Below are 233 nucleotides of genomic sequence, written 5' to 3'. Positions count from 1 at the left end.
CGCCGGAAGGCCATTCTCAGCCCGGAACGCCCGAATGGCGTTGACGGTGCGCCCGCCCATCAGCCCGTCAGGCTGGCCGACCTCGGTGTACCCCTTGGCCGACAGCATTTCCTGCTGATCGTAGAGAACGACATCGCCGGCTGAATGCATACCCGGCCGTTGCTTCTCCGGCGTCGTTACTGCCTTGGCATCCCGGCCCCGGAGCGCCCCCCACAGCGTCGCCCAAAAGCCCG

General features: G+C 67.4%; 1 protein-coding gene. It reads right to left on the bottom strand.

Annotated elements, in window-relative coordinates:
- On the bottom strand, window positions 1–108 hold a 108-nt coding region (locus RVY79_RS22140; protein WP_411161790.1), incomplete at its 3' end, for a peptidoglycan-binding domain-containing protein.
- Window positions 109–233: the final 125 nt, after the last annotated feature.

This window comes from Chromohalobacter sp. HP20-39, assembly GCF_033052815.1.
GTDB lineage: Bacteria > Pseudomonadota > Gammaproteobacteria > Pseudomonadales > Halomonadaceae > Chromohalobacter.
The sequence above is the reverse complement of the archived record's forward strand: the minus strand, read 5'-3'. Positions and strand labels throughout refer to the sequence as shown.